At 73.3% G+C, this 13,660-nt stretch carries 12 protein-coding genes; 5 read left to right on the forward strand and 7 right to left on the reverse strand.

Going from position 1 to position 13,660, the window contains the following annotated elements:
• Positions 1 to 317: 317 nt before the first annotated feature.
• Positions 318 to 1,814: a histidine phosphatase family protein gene (locus ACZ56L_RS22190; RefSeq protein ID WP_471065782.1), complete on the reverse strand. Its 1,497-nt coding sequence runs from the start codon at positions 1,812 to 1,814 to the stop codon at positions 318 to 320.
• Positions 1,815 to 2,464: 650 nt separating this feature from the next.
• Between ACZ56L_RS22190 and ACZ56L_RS22195 the strand changes: the two genes are divergently transcribed.
• Together ACZ56L_RS22195 and ACZ56L_RS22200 are read left to right on the forward strand one after the other, a co-directional pair.
• A complete protein-coding gene (locus ACZ56L_RS22195; RefSeq protein ID WP_401759863.1) occupies positions 2,465 to 2,914 on the forward strand; it encodes an iron chaperone in 450 nt (149 codons plus the stop codon).
• A gap of 171 nt (positions 2,915 to 3,085) precedes the next feature.
• Positions 3,086 to 3,742: a GOLPH3/VPS74 family protein gene (locus ACZ56L_RS22200; protein ID WP_471065783.1), complete on the forward strand. Its 657-nt coding sequence runs from the start codon at positions 3,086 to 3,088 to the stop codon at positions 3,740 to 3,742.
• Positions 3,743 to 3,800: 58 nt separating this feature from the next.
• Here ACZ56L_RS22200 and ACZ56L_RS22205 read toward each other — a convergent pair whose 3' ends face one another.
• The 5 genes from ACZ56L_RS22205 to ACZ56L_RS22225 all read right to left on the reverse strand — a co-directional run bounded on the left by ACZ56L_RS22205 (position 3,801) and on the right by ACZ56L_RS22225 (position 9,518).
• The gene (locus tag ACZ56L_RS22205) at positions 3,801 to 4,829 is read right to left on the reverse strand and encodes a phosphatase domain-containing protein (RefSeq protein ID WP_471065785.1); all 1,029 of its coding nucleotides are present in this window, start codon (positions 4,827 to 4,829) and stop codon (positions 3,801 to 3,803) included.
• A 3-nt stretch (positions 4,830 to 4,832) separates the two neighbouring features.
• A complete protein-coding gene (locus ACZ56L_RS22210) occupies positions 4,833 to 6,041 on the reverse strand; it encodes an RNA ligase (protein WP_471065787.1) in 1,209 nt (402 codons plus the stop codon).
• A 214-nt stretch (positions 6,042 to 6,255) separates the two neighbouring features.
• The gene (locus tag ACZ56L_RS22215) at positions 6,256 to 7,599 is read right to left on the reverse strand and encodes an esterase-like activity of phytase family protein (protein WP_401759875.1); all 1,344 of its coding nucleotides are present in this window, start codon (positions 7,597 to 7,599) and stop codon (positions 6,256 to 6,258) included.
• A gap of 304 nt (positions 7,600 to 7,903) precedes the next feature.
• Entirely contained in the window at positions 7,904 to 8,761 is an 858-nt protein-coding gene (locus tag ACZ56L_RS22220; protein WP_345219482.1) for a CYTH domain-containing protein, read from the reverse strand.
• 148 nt (positions 8,762 to 8,909) lie between these two features.
• A complete protein-coding gene (locus tag ACZ56L_RS22225) occupies positions 8,910 to 9,518 on the reverse strand; it encodes a GNAT family N-acetyltransferase (protein ID WP_471065789.1) in 609 nt (202 codons plus the stop codon).
• 152 nt (positions 9,519 to 9,670) lie between these two features.
• Here ACZ56L_RS22225 and ACZ56L_RS22230 point away from each other — a divergent pair, with 152 nt between their 5' ends.
• The 3 genes from ACZ56L_RS22230 to ACZ56L_RS22240 all read left to right on the forward strand — a co-directional run bounded on the left by ACZ56L_RS22230 (position 9,671) and on the right by ACZ56L_RS22240 (position 12,910).
• Positions 9,671 to 10,243 carry a dihydrofolate reductase family protein gene (locus ACZ56L_RS22230; protein WP_471065791.1) on the forward strand — a complete coding sequence of 191 codons (573 nt, stop codon included), beginning with the start codon at positions 9,671 to 9,673 and terminating at the stop codon, positions 10,241 to 10,243.
• A gap of 194 nt (positions 10,244 to 10,437) precedes the next feature.
• Positions 10,438 to 12,162, forward strand: a complete 1,725-nt coding sequence (locus ACZ56L_RS22235; RefSeq protein ID WP_401759881.1) for an acyl-CoA dehydrogenase family protein — start codon at positions 10,438 to 10,440, stop codon at positions 12,160 to 12,162.
• A 91-nt stretch (positions 12,163 to 12,253) separates the two neighbouring features.
• Complete coding sequence (locus ACZ56L_RS22240) at positions 12,254 to 12,910, forward strand: maltokinase N-terminal cap-like domain-containing protein (RefSeq protein WP_471065793.1); 657 nt, start codon at positions 12,254 to 12,256, stop codon at positions 12,908 to 12,910.
• 110 nt (positions 12,911 to 13,020) lie between these two features.
• Here the strand turns inward: ACZ56L_RS22240 and ACZ56L_RS22245 are convergent, their stop codons facing one another.
• The gene (locus tag ACZ56L_RS22245; protein WP_471065795.1) at positions 13,021 to 13,641 is read right to left on the reverse strand and encodes an SRPBCC family protein; all 621 of its coding nucleotides are present in this window, start codon (positions 13,639 to 13,641) and stop codon (positions 13,021 to 13,023) included.
• Between the last annotated feature and the right edge of the window lie 19 nt (positions 13,642 to 13,660).

Consider the following 13,660-nt stretch of genomic DNA (forward strand, 5'->3'; position numbering starts at 1 on the left):
ACTCCTGATCCGAAGGAATCGGGGAGCGCCGCCGACAGCCGCACCGGGCCGGAGGACACCGAAGCCCGGGGCAGCCGGCAGAGCTGCACCCGGGAAAGAGAACTGCGGAGGTGGGTGACGCGACTCAGACCGGCGCGACGTCCGCCCCCGGACGCGTGCGACACCACAGCACGCGGGGAACACGGACGACTACATGGCCTGATGGATAAGACGTCACCCCGGGATCGACGCGAAGGAACAGGAAGTCCGGTCACTGCCACCGAAGCCTCGGCACAGGAACGTGCCCAGGATACGACACCCCCGTGGGCCCGCCGGGATCACACCCGGGTGCGGCCCGGGCCGTCGGCCGCGTCGTCCGGCCCGGCCGGATGAGCGGTGTCGCCGAGGGCGGCAAGCTGACGGTTGTGGAAGTAGTCGTCCTCGTGGAGCGTGGTGATGCTCCCGGCCGGGGCGCGGAAGACGGCGTAACCCGCCGACGCGAGCGGGATCCTGAGCCAGGACGCGACCACGAAGGTCAGCGAACCGCCGTGCGTCACGACGATCTGGTGCGCGCACGGGCTCGCCAGGACCGCGTCCGTGGCCGCGTACAGGCGGCGGGCCCAGACGAGCTTGGTCTCGGCACCCGGCACGCCCTCGTCGTGGTCCATCCGTTCGCCGACGGGCGGCGGCGGGACGAAGCGCCGGTCCAGCCACTCCTGCGGCCGGCCGCCCGCCGCCCCGTAGGACTTCTCCCGCAGGCGGGGGTCCAGACGAGGTTTCACGTGAAACAGTGCGGCGATCGCCTCCGCCGTCTCACGGGTGCGGTGCAGGTCCGAGGAGTACAGCTCGACTTCGGCGTCCGCCGGGACCCGGGACCGCAGCTCACGGGCGACGGCCCCGGCGGCGCGGAGCCCCGCGGGAGTCAGGTGCGAGTCGTACCAGCCGCCGACGAGCCCCTCGACGTGGTGGGTGGCTTCGGGATGGGTGACGACGTACAGGGTGCGCACGGGTACTCCTCGGGGAAAGGGGTGCGGGCGCGCCGCCCCCGTCCGTCGGCTGGGTTCAGTCCTCCAGGAGGGCGGCCAGGGCGTCGGCCGGGTCCGGGTGGGGGCGGCGCTCGGCCACCACGTCCCGCCCTCCTGCCGGTAGGGGTACCAGCGGCCGTCGCGCCCGTACCGGAGCTGGAGGCCCCGGCCGCCGAGCGTCACCCGGTTGTCGGTCACCTCCAGTGCGGGCAGTTCGTCCTGCGCCCAGTCCGCGGCGAGGGTGGTGCGGGCCCGCGCGAGGTCCTGTCGCGGCGGTGTCCAGGAGGTCTCCAGGACGTCGAGCCCGGCGGGGCCGCCGAACCGCCAGGCCCGGACCGCCCGGTCGAACCGTTCCGGCGCGCCGGACGCCTCCCGCAGGCGCGCGGCGGCCCGGGGGTCGGGGTGCGTGGCGGCGATCCGTACCGCGTCCCGTACCGCGTCCAGCGCGAGCGGCGCCGAGGGACGGAACCCGTGCAGATGGGCGAGGAGTTCGCGCGCCCGGGCGGCCGCGTCGGCGACGAGCGGGGCGAGCGGGTCGGCCCCGGCCCCCGGCGGCGGCCCGGTCCGGCGGGCGGCGGGGCGGGGGAGCGGCGGGAGGGGCGCCGGGGGCGCGGCGTACGCCTCCCGGGCGGGAGTGCCGTCCGGAAGCGGTTGCCGTACGGCGTCCTCCCCGGGCTCCTCGGGGCCGTCCACCGCCCCGGCCATCGCCTGCATCAGCACGACGGACGTCAGCTCCTCCCGCGCCCGGCGCAGGTCCCGCCCCCGGATCAGCAGGAGCAGCGACGGGTCCTCGTCCAGGAGCCAGGACACCTGGTGGCAGAGCGCCGCCGCGTGGGAGCACGGGTCCTCGAACTCCTCGCAGCCGCAGGCTCCTTCGAGGTCCCCGTAGCCGTACGCGGGCGTCCTCGGCGGCCTCCAGCAGGCCGGGGGGCAGGTCGCCGCCGAGCACGCCCTCCAGCACGGAGGGGCGTTCGGCCACGCCCTCCCACAGCCGGTCCCACTCGTCCTCGTCCAGCTCCGCGAAGGTGACCACCGTGTCGAAGGCCGCGTCGCCGTCGTACGCCTGCGCGGCGATGCGGCCCGGGCTGACCGTGACCGGCCCCAGCCGGCCCGTCCGGGCCGGGTCGCCGGGTTCGAAGACCGCCGCGTACCGCGCCGGCACGTCCACCTGCGCACCCGTCGTCCACACCATTCGAGCCTGCCCCCCGCCTCGCTCCACCCGTACCGCCACACCCGGGAGACGTGCGGGGCGCGGCGAGGGTTGTGCGGTCCGGGGCACCGGTGAAGAAGTTTTTTTCGGCGAGGATGCCGGAACGATGCCGAGAAGCCGGGTCCCGCTCCGTCCCAGACGCATTCCGTGGTGCGTTCCGTGCTCACCACGGAGGCGCGCGGGGGCCGTCCCGAGGGAGGCTGTGACCACAGCGAACGGCCCGCCGGGCCACTGACACCAGGGAGTGACCATGACCAGTTCTGCCACGTCTTTCCACGGGTTCAGCGAAGAGGAGCGGGCCGCGATGAAGGACCACGCCCGCGAGCTGAAGGCGGCCGCGCGCCGCCAGTCGCAGGCGGACAAGGAGGCGCAGGCGGAGCAGGACGTCCTCGCGAGGATCGCCGAACTCGACGGCACCGACCGCGTCCTGGCCGAGGGCTTCCACCAGCTCCTGCGGAGGACCGCCCCGGAACTGAAGGCCAGGCTCTGGTACGGCATGCCGGCGTACTGCCGGGACGGCAGGATGGTCTGCTTCTTCCAGAGCGCGGCCAAGTTCAAGGCCCGCTACGCCACGATCGGCTTCAGCGACCAGGCCGCCCTGGACGAGGACACCCTGTGGCCCACCACGTACGCGGTGACCGCCCTGACCCCCGCGACCGAGTCCCGTCTCACCGACCTGATCAGGCGGGCGCTGGGCTGAGACCGGCCGCGCCCGGAGCTCACCGGCGTGTTCCCGGCCGGGTTCGTCGTTCGGCGACGGCTGTATGAGGAAGACTCCACGGGCCGGCGGCCTTCGGGCCAGCGGTTCACGGCGCAGGCAGCGCCGCCGCCGGCCACCGCTTCGCAACTCCTCACTCCCGGAGGCCGGAAGATGCAACTGTCCCTGCCGCAGCGGCTCTGTCTGCTCTGTCACACCGTCGACGAGGGCACGGTCGAGCTCGTCAACGTCCAGGGCCGCGGCCAACTGCTGCGCGCCGCCGCCCTCCACGAACTGGCCCTCGCCGAGCACCTGAGCGTCGAGGGCGAGAAGGTCCGCCGGCGCGGCACCGGCCCGACGGGGGACGCCTTCCTCGCCGAGGTCTGGCACGACCTGCCCGCGGACAGCCCGAAGAGCTGGCTCCCGTTCGTGCACCACAAGGCGGCGACGGCCGCGAAGCCCGTCCGCGAGCAGCTCGCCGCGGCGGGCGTGATCACCGTCGAGCGCCAGAAGAAGCTGGGCGTGCTCCCCTTCGACCGCGTCCACGTCAAGGATCCGAGGCAGGTGCTGGACCTGCAACGGGGCGTCCGTGACGCGGTGTTGCGGAACACCGGTCCGGCCGCCGTGCCGGCGGACGAGCTGACGACGGCGGTCTTCGCGGCCGAGGTCGAGGTGCCGAGCGTGTTCACCGCCAAGGACCGCCGCGAACACCGCGACACCCTGACGGCCCTGGCCGCGTACTACGACGAGAGCATGGTCCCGGGCCTGCGCAAGGCGCTGCGCGACGCGTACCTGTCGAGCCGGGCGGTGGGCGGCGGCTGGGGCGCCTGACCGACGGCCGCCCCGCCCCGGGCGGCGGACGGGGCCTCCCGGCCGCCGCCGTTCCCGCTCAGAACGCGCCGTAGTTCACCTGCCAGGTCGGCAGGCCCATCCGCCGCCACAGCTCGACCACCCGGTCCCGGTCGTCCAGCGACACCCGCACCGCGAACCGCTCCCGCACATGTGCGTCGAACAGCTCGGCCTTGACCAGGTCGTCGCGCCTCTGGTCCTTGGCGGGCCGCATCCACAGCTCGTCGTACGGCACCTGGTGGCGCTTCAGCCACTCCTCGGTCTGCTCCCGGAACTCCTCGCTCCGCCCCGACAGCAGGACGAGCGTGTCGCCGTACGTCTGCCGGAAGGCCAGCAGCGCGTCCCGCACGGAGGGGTTCAGGACGTCGAGCCCGCAGCGCGTGAAGTCGTACGGGCCACGGTCGCCGGTCAGCGCGAGCGTGCCGTCGATGTCGCACATCACGGCGGAGGGCAGGGCCGGGTCCGGAACGTAGGGGGCCACCTCCACCTGGTCGTTGAACCAGGCGTCGGTGAGCCGCCAGCCGCCCCTGGCGGCCTTGGCGTGCTTGTCGGCGAGAATGCGGATGATCTCCTCGCCGACCGGGTTCGCCCGCGCGGCGTCCCGCCGTACGCACTCCTCCACCGGTACGCCGGTGAAGTCGTGCACCACGAAGGTAGCCCGCCCCGCCACCGCCGCCTTCAGCCGCTTGGGGATGTGCGAGGTGAGGTGCGTGTTGTCGACGACCACGTCGAAGCCGCCGTGCACGGCCGCGCGGACCGCCTCGTCCTGGACGGCGAGCACGGTCTGTTCACGGGCCCAGGAGCGGGCCCGGCCCTCCGGGGACTCGTCGCGCTCCCGCTTCGACGGCAGGTCCAGCATGGCGCGCAGGTCGTCGAGGTTGACGCGCCGCATGCCGCCGTCTGACTCGGCCTGGAGGGCGCGGGCGGCGGTGGTCTTGCCGGAGGCGGGAAGGCCGGTCATCACGTGGACGACGGGCAGGCGCGCGGGGGCGCCGGCCCGGTCCTCGCTCACGTCCTCGGCCGCCGTCGCGGCCTCGGCCCCGGGCTCGGGAAGGGGGGTGTCGGGCATGGTTCAGCTGTCCTCATCGGTCGTGAACGGGTCGGCGGCCGCCGGCTTCAGCGCACGCCACACCACGAGGTCGGTCGGTCGGCCCGCCAGCCGCTGGAACATCGCGGCCCGCACCGCGCGGTCCGGCAGCGCCTGGGCGGCGCGGGCGAAGGCCGCCCGGTCGTCGCCGAGGTGAGCGATCGTCGCATACGCGGCGTCGATGGCCCGCTCCCGGTCGGCGAGGGCCTCCTCGAGGGCCGCGGTCACCCCGCGCACCCAGGCGTCGAACTCGTCCGGCACCTGCTCCAGCAGGTCCTCCAGCGGGGTCCCCGTGGCGGCCTCCGCGACCGTGCAGCCGACCGCCTGGGCGACCTGCTTCGGCGACCGGCCGGCGTCCCGGAAGCGCTGGATGCCGTGACCCCGCCAGACGTCCCGCTCGGTGACCCCCGTGAGCACCTTGTGCAGCCGGACGTACTCCGCGATCTTGACCTTGGCGCGCAGGCCGGAGGCGAAACGGATCACGAAGCCCTCGGCGTCGGTGCCGGTGGCGGCGCCGCCACCGGGCAGCGTGCTGGACGCGGTGAGCTCCATGAGGTCGGCCAGCGGCATCGCGGGCCACACCCGTACCACCGAACCGATCGGCGCCCAGCCGGCGGCGGCCTCGGCGAGGGGGACCTCGGTGCCGTCCGGGCCGTACGCGGCCAGCAGGACGAGGTCGCGCCGGTCGCCGTAGTTCACGACGATGCGGTTCTCGGGGTAGAGGATCTCCGCGAGGTACGTCGTGCCCGGGACGAGCCCGCTCGTGTCCCGGCCCGCGAGCCGGCGGCCCGCCCAGGCGGCCTGCTCACTCGTGAAGGAGCCCTTGGACGCGACGTGCCAGCGCCCCGAGTGGTGGAAGACGATGCCGAGGCTGCCGTCGACCTTGTCGTACACCTCGAAGGGCTCGTCGGGGAGCGCCGGGGCGTACGGGCGGCCCAGCGCGTGCTCGGCCGCGTTGAAGAACTTCGGCAGCGGCAGCGCGGCCACCTCGCCCGTCGCGTCGTCGACGACCAGACCGCGGCAGCGCGAGGTGACGTCCGTCCAGGCCTGTTGGTACTGGCAGGAACGGGTGTACGCGTAGATCGACAGCGGCAGTTCCGGGTGGGTCCGGCGCGTGACGTGGCCGATCTCGACGGCCTTGACGAGGTCGCCGGGCTGCATGAGACGGTCGAGACGAAGAAGGGTGGCAGACATGGGATTTCTCCTGGTGAGGTCCCCCGTATCCTCCCGTCCCGCCGACCGGAACGGAAACGATTAAGCACCCGGGAACCGCTGCCGTCCGCCTCTCTTCCGCCTCCGCCTCACCGGCCGGTCCGCGCCGGTCCGCCACCGCTCCGGGCGGCGCACGAGGACCACCGTGCGCCGGTGCGGCCGTCGTGCGTGCGCCCGGCCCCGCGACGCGTCGCGCTCAGCGCACCGGGTGCGGCAGCCGCACCCGTACCAGCGTGGTCTCGACCCGGCTGTCGACGAGCCGCCCCTTCGCGTCGAAGGCACGCGGCCCGTCCGTCATGCCGAAGTCGTTGTCGTTCAGCAGGACGAGCGTCCGGTCGCCCTCCACCGCGATGCCCTCGATCTTGCCGGGCACGCCCTTGACCCCGTTCAGGTCGGCCACGAGCCGCTTGGGCAGCACGGGAACCCCGGCCCCGGCCGGCTCGGGCAGCTCCTCCACCGAGGGCTTCGCGGCGGACTCCCAGCGGGTGCGGAGGATGTCGTTGCCCGGGCGCAGCCGCACCTCGTGCAGCCGGGTGGACTTGTCCGTGCGCTCCTGCACCAGCAGCCGGTTCCCGCCGAGCGCGACCAGCGCGGAGATCTTCAGCTCCGAGGTCTTCTTCTGCCCGGGCTCCACGACGCCCACCGGGTCGAACCGGTACACGTACTCCGCCGTGACCTTCCCCCGGCGCGGCGAGAAGCGCAGCAGCCGCGTCGTCCGGGACTCCTCCACGGACTCCTTGCCGGGATTCAGCAGCGGGCTCTGCAGCCCGAGCACCAGATCCCCGTCGGGCAGCAGCGCCAGCCCCTCGAACCCCCGGTTGATCTTCCGCTTCAGGAACACCGCCGGCAGCGACTCGACCACCCGGTACCCGGCCCCCTTCAGGTTCAGCCCCTTCGGCACGTGCCGCTCCAGCACCCGCCCGTGCGCCGACACGTGCACCAGCGAGGGCCCGTACTCGTCGACCAGCCAGAAGCTGCCGTCCCGGTCCTGGACGATCCCCTCGGTGTCCAGCCCATCGGGGTTGTACGTCAGCGGCTTGGCGGCCTTGTAGTCGTACGGGGCCTCGTCGCGTCCGGCCTGGTTCGGCAGCCCGGTGACGGGCCTGCCCTTCGCCGTCGTCAGCGGAATGGACCGCAGCACCTCGACGCGTCCGCCCACGGCCCTGATCTTCACGATCGCCGGATTGAACCCGGGAACCGGGAACGTCCGCCGCTTCTCCTTGCCGACCTCGATCTGCCCGTTGGGCCCCCGGTCGGTCACGGTCCAGAACTCCCCGTGCCGCCCCGCCGGATACAGGTCGCTGCCGATGCCGCCGAGGTCCACGCCGCGGTCGTCGTGCACGGTGCCGGGCAGCAGGCGGTTGCTGAACTTCGCGAGCGGTATGTCCGGCAGCGTCGCCGTCGACACGACGCGCGGCCCGTCGGGCCGGTGATGCGTGGGAGCAGTCGCGTCGGCGGTCCCCACCACGGTGGTCAGCGCGAGCACGGTGGACATCGGCAGCACGACGGCGGCGGGGCGACGCAGGGCACGCGGATTCATGAGCAGGACAACTCCCTCGGAACTTCACAGCACTTCGCCCGTGGTGGAAGCCCACGGCGACAGCGCCATGATCAGCGGCACCGCTCAACGACGAGCGACGCGGACGTGACGCCGGGACGACTCCTGGGTGAACCCGCGCGTGCGCCCGGTGCCGGGTCCGGGCGGCGCCGCGGTCGCGCTCGTGCCCGGCACCGGGCCGACCGCCCCGCGGGGCGGCGCGGACGATCCCGCCGGGCCGGCTGGAACGCCAGCCGCGCGGACGGGGTCCGTCCGTGCGACCGGCGAACGCCGTGAGCCGTCCGTATCAGTAGCGGTCGAGGATGAGCTGTGTCTTCAGGATGTCGCCCCGGTACAGCCACCCGTTGGCCTCGGCGGCCGCGACGGACTTCCGGTGCAGTTCGGCGGCGTCCGTCCGGGAGTCCGTCTTGAAGGAGAGCTCCACCACGTACTCCGTGCCCGTGCCGCCCGCGCCGACGACCGGCAGGACCTCGATGCTCGCGTCGTCGGAGCCGCCCCACGCACCGCCGTACACCTTCGCCGTCACCGGACCGTGCGCCCGCGAGGAGCCCAGCGCGTTCGTCGCGTCCTTCAGCTTGCCGGGGGCGTCGGCGACCAGCCAGCCGCGGCCGGTGTCGCCGGACGGGAGGGAGGTGCCGGGGTAGTTCTTGGCGCTGCGCTTCGTCTCGTTGCTGAAGCTCAGGGTCTGCTTGGCGTACCCCCAGTCGACCTCCGTCTTGTACGCGGAGTCGCCGCTGTCGAAGCCCGCCGCGCGGGCCGTCTTCAGGGCCGCGTCGAGGTCGCCGTCCGTCACCGGGAAGCGCTTCTTGTACGTCTCCTCGAAGGACGAGCCGTCCTTGTGGCGCAGGCGCACGCTCCACCCCTTGGCGTCGAGCGCGCGGTCGTCCGTGTCGTAGTAGCTGTACGAACGGGCCTTGGCCGCACCGGTGATGCCGAAGGCCTTGCGCACCGCGGCACTCGGCGCGTGCGAGCCGTCGAGTGCGGCGGCGGTGAGGTTGATCTTCACCTCGTACGAAACGGCGCCGTCGGCGGCGTGCGCCGGGGCGGCGGGGGACAGCAGCGCGGCCGAGACCGCGAGCGCGAGCGCGGGACCGGCGGCGGCGGGGCGCAGGAGCCGGGCGGGGGCCTGGGTGAGGAGGTTCATGCGGCCGATGATCACCGGGCCGCATGACCTCCTGGCAAGGAGCGGATGAACCGGAGGCGGCCAACAGCCCCCGGAGCGCGCCCACTTCCCGCCGCCTGCGAGCCCTGCTTCGCGGCGTCCGCCCGTGACTCGTGCCGCCTGTGAGGGCCTACTCCGCGGCGTCCGCCTGCGGCTCGCGCCACATGCCCCACAGCGTCGGGCCGCCGCCCGGCAGCTCGAACTCCTCGCGCACGCGGAAGCCGAAGTGCTCGTAGACGGGTACGTTCGACGGCTTGGAGGACTCCAGGTACACCGGCTGACCCGCCGCGTCGGCCTGCGCGAGCCCCGAGCGCAGTAGCGCCGACCCGTGCCCCTGGCCACGTGCCTCCGGGTCCGCGCCGATGAGCGCCAGCGACCAGTGCGGCTCCTGCGGGGCGTGCTGGGCGGCGGTCCGCACGGCGGCGCCGAACTGCTCGGCCCGCTCCCCGAGGATGCCCGTCAGCACCTCGATGGTCGCCGCGTCCGGAACGGCCTTCTCCTGGGCCTGCGCCGGCACCCAGAAGGCCGCCGCCGACGCGGTGCGCTCGCACAGCCCGTGCAGGACGTACTGCCGGGTGAACAGGGTGCTGAAGTACCGCGCGAGGGAGTCCTCGCGGGTGGCGTCGTCGGTGAAGAACGACAGCATTATCGGGTCGTCGGCGAACGCGCGGGCCAGGGTCCGGCTGATCTGCGCCGCGTCGTCGACGGTTGCCGTCTGAGGGGTGATCGTTATCGGCATGGCCTCATTCTGCACACCGCCCGCCTGCGCGAAGGCGGGGGGTGCGGAGGGCCCCGGCCGGCGGACCGCACCGACGGTCCACCGCGTGACAATGTGCCCGGAACAACGAACACAGGGGCACTCACGCCCCCTGCGTCCAGGGGAGTCACCACATGCGCACTCTGATCAGCACCGCCTTCGTCTCGCTCGACGGCGTCGTCGAGGCCCCGGGCGGCGAGGAGGGCTACCGCAACTCCGGATGGACCTTCAAGGACATCGAGTTCCTGCCGGAGGCCTACGAGATCAAGGACCGGGAGCAGCGGGAGGCCGCCGCCATGCTGCTCGGCCGCACCAGCTACGAGGCGTTCAGCGCCGTGTGGCCGGACATGGAGGACTTCGCCCGGTACAGGACCCTGCCCAAGTACGTCGTCTCCACCGCCCTCGCCGAGGACGCCCTCGTCCCGAACTGGGGCGAGACGAGCATCCTGCGCTCCCTGGAGGAGGTCGCCGCGCTGAAGCGGACCGAGGGCGGCCCGGTCGTCGTCCACGGCAGCGCCGCCCTCACCCGCTCCCTCGCCGACGCGGACCTGATCGACCGCTACCACCTCCTGGTCTTCCCGTTCCTGCTGGGCGCGGGCAAGCGGCTGTTCAGCACCGCCGACAAGGACGCCCGCAAGCTGCGGCTGGTCGAGCACGAGGCGTACGCCAACGGCATCCAGAAGAACGTCTTCGACGTGGTCCGCTGACGCGGAGCCGGGCGGGCGGCCCGCACACGCGGGGCCGGCCGCCCGGCCCCGCACGCGGTGCGCGCCGGGCCCCCGCCGTGAGCCGTGTCTCAACCGGCGCCACCGCCTTGTTTGTGCAACAAGTTGCATAGCAAGATCGCGCTGGAAGAGCGTCTCGACGCGTCCGCCCGTACCCTCCCCGAAAGGCACCCCCCATGGCCGCCGCCCCCCTCCTCTTCAACCCGCAGACCTACGACCCCCAGGGCTTCGACGCCGAGACGGGCAGGCTGCTGCGCGCCACCGTCGACTGGTTCGAGGCACGCGGCAAGCGCCGGCTCATCGAGGACTACCGCAGCCGCGCCTGGCTGGCGGACTTCCTCGCGTTCTCGGCGAAGGAGGGGCTGTTCGCGACCTTCCTCACCCCGGCCGCGGACGCCGGGGACAACCCCGACAAGCGGTGGGACACCGCCCGCATCGCCGCCCTCAACGAGATCTTCGGCTTCTACGGGCTCGACTACTGGTACGCCTGGCAGGTCACCGTCCTCGGCCTCGGCCCGGTCTGGCAGAGCGAGAACGCCGACGCCCGCGCCCGCGCGGCCGCCCTCCTCGACCAGGGCGAGGTCTTCGCCTTCGGCCTCTCCGAGAAGTCGCACGGCGCGGACATCTACCACACCGACATGCTGCTCACCCCGGACGCCGACGGCGGTTTCCGCGCCACCGGCTCCAAGTACTACATCGGCAACGGCAACGCGGCGGGCCTGGTCTCCGTCTTCGGCCGCCGCACCGACGTCGAGGGCCCCGACGGTTACGTCTTCTTCGCCGCCGACAGCCGCCACGAGGCGTACCACCTGGTCAAGAACGTCGTCGACTCCTCGAAGTACGTCAGCGAGTTCCGCCTGGCGGACTACCCGGTCACCGCCGCCGACGTCCTGCACACCGGCCGCGCCGCCTTCGACGCCGCGCTCAACACCGTCAACGTCGGCAAGTTCAACCTGTGCACCGCCTCCATCGGCATCTGCGAGCACGCGATGTACGAGGCCGTCACCCACGCGAGCAACCGCATCCTGTACGGCCGCCCCGTCACCGCGTTCCCGCACGTGCGCCGCGAGCTGACCGACGCGTACGTCCGGCTGGTCGGCATGAAGCTCTTCAGCGACCGCGCCGTCGACTACTTCCGCACGGCCGGCCCCGACGACCGCCGCTACCTGCTCTTCAACCCCATGACGAAGATGAAGGTGACCACCGAGGGCGAGAAGGTCATCGACCTCATGTGGGACGTCATCGCCGCCAAGGGCTTCGAGAAGGACAACTACTTCGCCCAGGCGGCGGTCGAGATCCGCGGCCTGCCCAAGCTGGAGGGCACGGTCCACGTCAACCTCGCCCTGATCCTGAAGTTCATGAAGAACCACCTCCTGGACCCGGCCCCCTACGAGGGCGTCCCGACCCGCCGCGACGCGGCCGACGACGACTTCCTCTTCCGTCAGGGACCCGCCCGGGGCCTCGGCGCGGTCCGTTTCCACGACTGGCGCCCGGCGTTCGACGCGTACGCGAGTCTGCCCAACGTGGCCCGGCTGCGCGAACAGGCCGACGCGCTGTGCGAGTTCGTGAGGACCGCCGCCCCGGACGAGGAGCAGAGCCGCGACCTGGACCTCCTTCTCGCCGTCGGCCAGCTCTTCGCGCTCGTCGTGCACGGCCAGCTCATCCTGGAGCAGGCGAAGCTGACGGGCCTCGACGAGGACGTGCTCGACGAGCTCTTCGCCGTCCTGGTACGGGACTTCTCGGCCCACGCCGTGGAGCTGTACGGCAAGGACTCGGCCACCGGGGCGCAGCAGGACTGGGCGCTCGCGGCCGTCCGCCGGCCCGCCGTGGACGAGGAGCGCTCGGCCCGCGTCTGGCAGCAGGTCGAGGCGCTGTCGGGCACGTACGAGATGGCTCCCTGAGGCGGAGGGGCGGGACGTACGGACGACTTCCCGAGCCCCTTGGGCGCGTCCCGCGGGGAAGGTGCCGGCGACAGCCGTGTACCTTCCCCGCATGGCGACCATCCACCACACCACAGTGACCCCCACCAAACTCGAACTCCTCACCGCGTGGCTGCCCACCCGCCCCTGGTACCAGGGCACTTCGGCCCCGGAGCTGGCCAAGGCCGGCGGCTTCCGGCTGGAGGACCCGGAGGGCGAAGTGGGCCTGGAGTTCATGGTGGTGACGGACACGTCCGGGGCGAGCCCGGTCACGTACCACGTCCCCGTCACCTATCGCGGCGCACCGCTCGAAGGGGCCGCCGAGCAGGCCCTCATCGGCACGATGGAGCACGGGGTGCTGGGGAAGCGCTGGGTGTACGACGGCCCGCGGGACCCGGTCCTCGTCGCCCAGTTGCTCGCCCTGCTCCAGAACCGGTCCGAGCCGCAGCACCAGAACCTGAGCGACACCCCGGACCCCACCGTCACCGCCCGCACCACGGGTCCCGCGCTCCCCGCCGGACTCGTCCCCGGCGACGTACGCGACGTCCACGAGGAGCCGCACGCCACGACCCTCGTCGTGGGCACGGGGGAGGCGTCCGGCGCGCTGACCCTCGCGGTGACGCGCGTCCTGGGCGCGCCGGCGGCGGACGGGTCCCGGGCGTACGTCACCGCCCCCTGGACCGCCCCCGACACGACGACACGCGAGGGCACGTTCGCCGCTCTCCGGTGAGGCCGGGCGGTGCGGGGAGGCCCGGGGGCCCGGTGCGGTCCCCGGCAGCCCGGTGCGGTCCGGCGATGCGGTGAGGTCCGGCGGGGGAGGCCCGGCTGGGGGAGCAGCTTTCAGCGCCCGCCGGACTCCGCCGCGGCCTTGAGGTCGCGCAGCCACTTCTCCAGGCCCTCGCGCAGGACCGTCCGGGCGGCGTCCTCGTGGGCGTCCACCACCGCGCCGGTGTGCGTCTCCTCGGTGGTGACCCGGACCCCGCCCCTGACCTCGGTGAACCTCCACACGTGCACGCCGTCGATGCGCAGGCCCTCGCCGACGGCCGGGCCGGTCCAGCGGATGCAGGAGCCGCGCTCGGCCTGCCGGACGGTCGAGGTGATCTCCAGACTGGTGGCGGGCGTCGAGGGGTTGGGCGGAATCGGTGTCGTCCAGCGGAACGCCGAGCCCGCCCGGAACGGGCCGTGGTCCAGGCGCCGCACGTCGGTGATGCCGGGCTGCCAGGAGGGCCAGCGCTCCACGTCCGTCTGGAGCTTCCAGACGGTGTGCAGGGGCGCGTGGACGACGGTCTCGGTGCGGTGGCGGACCCGGGCGCCGGGGTCGACGCCCTTGCCCTTGCAGGTGAGCGAGGTGGCGGAGCCGGTGGGCGTCGCCGCCACCGGTGCCGCCGCTGCGCCCAGGGCGCCGGTGGCGAGCAGCGAGACGGCGAGCAGGGCGGCGCGGGTGCTGCGGATCGCGGACATGGGTGTCCCCTCGTCAGGT

It is taken from the genome of Streptomyces sp. NPDC039736 (assembly GCF_055596485.1).

Bases quoted from the DNA above. Each gene is read 5' to 3' on its own strand.
- ACZ56L_RS22195 (WP_401759863.1), top strand. From the start codon at position 2,465: ATGACCAGTTCTGCCACGTCTTTCCACGGGTTCAGCGAAGAGGAGCGG.
- ACZ56L_RS22200 (WP_471065783.1), top strand. From the start codon at position 3,086: ATGCAACTGTCCCTGCCGCAGCGGCTCTGTCTGCTCTGTCACACCGTC.
- ACZ56L_RS22205 (WP_471065785.1), bottom strand. From the start codon at position 4,829: ATGCCCGACACCCCCCTTCCCGAGCCCGGGGCCGAGGCCGCGACGGCG.
- ACZ56L_RS22210 (WP_471065787.1), bottom strand. From the start codon at position 6,041: ATGTCTGCCACCCTTCTTCGTCTCGACCGTCTCATGCAGCCCGGCGAC.
- ACZ56L_RS22215 (WP_401759875.1), bottom strand. From the start codon at position 7,599: ATGAATCCGCGTGCCCTGCGTCGCCCCGCCGCCGTCGTGCTGCCGATG.
- ACZ56L_RS22220 (WP_345219482.1), bottom strand. From the start codon at position 8,761: ATGAACCTCCTCACCCAGGCCCCCGCCCGGCTCCTGCGCCCCGCCGCC.
- ACZ56L_RS22225 (WP_471065789.1), bottom strand. From the start codon at position 9,518: ATGCCGATAACGATCACCCCTCAGACGGCAACCGTCGACGACGCGGCG.
- ACZ56L_RS22230 (WP_471065791.1), top strand. From the start codon at position 9,671: ATGCGCACTCTGATCAGCACCGCCTTCGTCTCGCTCGACGGCGTCGTC.
- ACZ56L_RS22235 (WP_401759881.1), top strand. From the start codon at position 10,438: ATGGCCGCCGCCCCCCTCCTCTTCAACCCGCAGACCTACGACCCCCAG.
- ACZ56L_RS22240 (WP_471065793.1), top strand. From the start codon at position 12,254: ATGGCGACCATCCACCACACCACAGTGACCCCCACCAAACTCGAACTC.
- ACZ56L_RS22245 (WP_471065795.1), bottom strand. From the start codon at position 13,641: ATGTCCGCGATCCGCAGCACCCGCGCCGCCCTGCTCGCCGTCTCGCTG.